Consider the following 2,675-nt stretch of genomic DNA (forward strand, 5'->3'; position numbering starts at 1 on the left):
GCGGATTACGCGTTGTGGCAGGCGGAGGTGTTGGGTGACGAGAGCGATCCGTCGAGCCCGGCCGGCCGCCAGATCGACTACTGGCGCACCGCGCTCCAGGGCGCTCCCGCACTGATCGAGGTCCCGACGGACCGGCCCCGCCCCGCGGTGGCCTCCTACCGGGGCGCCGCCGTCGACCTCCACCTCGACGCCGCTTTGCGCGGCCGTCTGCTGGCCGCCGCCCGCACCTGCGGGGTGACCCCCTTCATGGTGGTCCAGGCCGCCGTCGCGGTCCTGCTCTCCCGGGTGGGCGCCGGCACCGACGTGCCCCTGGGCACCGTCATGGCCGGGCGCTCGGACGAGGCCCTGGAGGGCCTGATCGGCTTCTTCGTGAACACGCTCGTGCTGCGCACGGACGTGTCCGGTGACCCCTCGGTGCGCGAACTGCTGGCCCGGGTCCGGGAGACGGACCTGGCGGCCTACGCGCACCAGGACGTCCCCTTCGAGCGCCTGGTGGAGGTCGTCAGCCCGCAGCGGTCGATGGCCCACCACCCGCTCTTCCAGGTGATGGTCGTCTTCGACAACAACAGCGAGGCGACCCTCGAACTGCCCGGCCTCACGGTCAGCGAGGGCGACTCCACCACGACGGTGTCGCAGTTCGACCTGTCGTTCTCCCTCTTCGAGCGCCACGACGCCGACGGCCGGCCCGCCGGAGTCAGCGGTGAACTCGAATACGCCTCGGACCTGTTCGACGGGGTGAGCGCGGAGGCGCTGGGCGAGCGGTTCGTCCGGGTGCTGGAGGGGCTGGTCGCCGATGTGGACGGGCGTATCTCGCAGGTCGAGGTGCTCTCGGCCGGTGAGCGCGGTCGGGTGTTGGAGGAGTGGGCGGCCCACGCGGGTGTGCTGGAGGAGCGGGCTTCGTTCCCGGAGCTGTTCGAGGCGCGGGTGGCGGAGGATCCCTCGGCGGTCGCGTTGGTCTTCGAGGACGTGGAGCTGACGTACGGCGAGTTGGCGGCGCGGGTGGACGCCTTCGCGGGGCACCTGGCCTCGTGCGGTGTGGGTCCGGAGTCGGTGGTGGCGGTGGCGCTGCCACGGTCGGTGGAGCTGGTGGTGTCGCTGCTGGCGGTGCTGCGGGCGGGTGGCGCGTACGTGCCGGTCGACCCGGACTACCCGGCCGACCGCGTCGCGTACATGCTCTCCGACTCCCGACCCCTCCTGCTGATCACCGACACCGCCACCCTGGCGCGGTTGGGCGGGCACCCGGAGACGGTGCTCCTCGTGGACGAGGTGGAACTGTCCGGCGCGCTGCCTCCGCAGGAGCGCCCCGGCCCGGACCACCCGGCCTACGTGATCTACACGTCGGGCTCGACGGGCCGCCCCAAGGGCGTCGTCGTCACGCACGGCGGCATCGCCTCCCTGGCGCGGGCCCAGCAGGACGCCTTCGGCGTGGGCCCGGGCAGCCGGGTCCTCCAGTTCGCGGCGCTCAGCTTCGACGTGTCCGTCTGGGACAACGTGATGGGCCTGCTGTCGGGAGCGACCCTGGTGGTCGCCCCGGCCGAGCGGCTGATGCCCGGCCCCGACCTGGCCGCGCTCTGCGCCGAACAGGCCGTGACGCACCTGACCATGCCGCCCGCGGCGCTGGCCGTCCTCGCGGACGACGCGCTGCCCGCCGGTACGACCCTGGTCGTGGCGGGCGAGGCCTGCGCTCCGGAACTCGCGGCGCGCTGGTCGGTCGGCCGCCGGATGGTCAACGCCTACGGCCCGACCGAGACGACCGTCATCTCCACGATGAGCGCCCCGCTGTCGGACGAGCCGGTCGTGCCGATCGGACGCCCGATCGTCGGCACGCGGACGTACGTCCTGGACGCCGCGCTGCGTCCGGTGGCCCCCGGTGTCACGGGTGAGCTCTACGTCGCGGGTGCGGGTCTGGCCCGCGGCTACCTGGGCCGTCCCGGACTGACGGGCGAGCGGTTCCTCGCGGACCCGTACGGCCCCGCCGGCTCGCGGATGTACCGCACCGGCGACCTGGTCCGGTGGACCGCCGACGGCGAGATCGTCTACCTGGGACGGGCGGACACGCAGGTCAAACTGCGCGGCTTCCGCATCGAGATGGGCGAGGTCGAGTCCGCGGTGCTCGCCGTGGACGGCGTGTCGCGGACCACCGCGGTGGTCCGCGAGGACCGCCCGGGCGACCGGCGCCTGGTGGCGTACTACGTCGGCGCCGTCGACCCGGCCGCGGTGCGCGCCCAGGTGGCCGCCACGCTGCCGGAGTACATGATCCCGTCCGCCCTGGTGGCCCTGGACGAGATCCCGCTGATGCCCAACGGCAAGGTCGACCGGGCCGCGCTCCCCGCGCCCCTGTGGACCACGACGGCCGCGAGCGGCCGCCGGCCCGCCGACGCCCGCGAGGAACTGCTCTGCCAGATCTTCGCCGACGTCCTGGGCCTGACCGCGGTCAGCCCCGACGACAACTTCTTCGACCTCGGCGGGCACTCGCTGCTCGCCACCCGCCTGGTGAGCCGGATCCGTTCGGCGTTCGGACGGGAGCTCGGCATCCGCGCGGTGTTCGAGTCGCCGACGGTGGCGGGGTTGGCGTTGCGTGTGGTGGGTGCGGAGGTGGCGCGTCGGGGGTTGTCGGCGGGTGTGCGTCCGGCGCGGGTGCCGTTGTCGGCGGCGCAGCGTCGGTTGTGGTTCCT

General features: G+C 73.7%; 1 protein-coding gene. It reads left to right on the forward strand.

What is annotated here, in order from left to right:
- Positions 1–2,675: non-ribosomal peptide synthetase (locus tag ACZ4UB_RS39505; RefSeq protein ID WP_468078131.1), on the forward strand; the 2,675-nt coding region annotated here is incomplete at both ends.

The sequence above is a fragment of the Streptomyces sp. NPDC028419 genome, from assembly GCF_055565515.1.